The 284-nt window shown below is 68.3% G+C and carries 1 pseudogene; it reads left to right on the forward strand.

From position 1 onward, the window contains the following. Positions 1-284: pseudogene (locus ACW2Q0_RS31250) on the forward strand (FtsK/SpoIIIE domain-containing protein); the annotation flags it as partial.

Consider the following 284-nt stretch of genomic DNA (forward strand, 5'->3'; position numbering starts at 1 on the left):
CGGATGTGGTTCACAACGGGGTGGACCTGGAGGCGGTCCCGGTCGGGGTAACCGAGGACTTCGACACCTGGCGGCTGCGGGTGCTGTACTCCCACATCCTGCTCGCCGGCGCCACCGGGTCGGGTAAGGGCTCGGTGTTGTGGTCGATCCTGGCCGGTATCGGTCCCGCGATCCGTGACGGCCTGGTGGATGTCCGGTTGGCGGACCCGAAAGGCGGTGCGGAGTTCGGCCGTGGCGAGGATCGGCTGTTCACCCGGTTCGCCACCGACACCGCCACGATTCTC

It is taken from the genome of Nocardia citri, assembly GCF_054065835.1.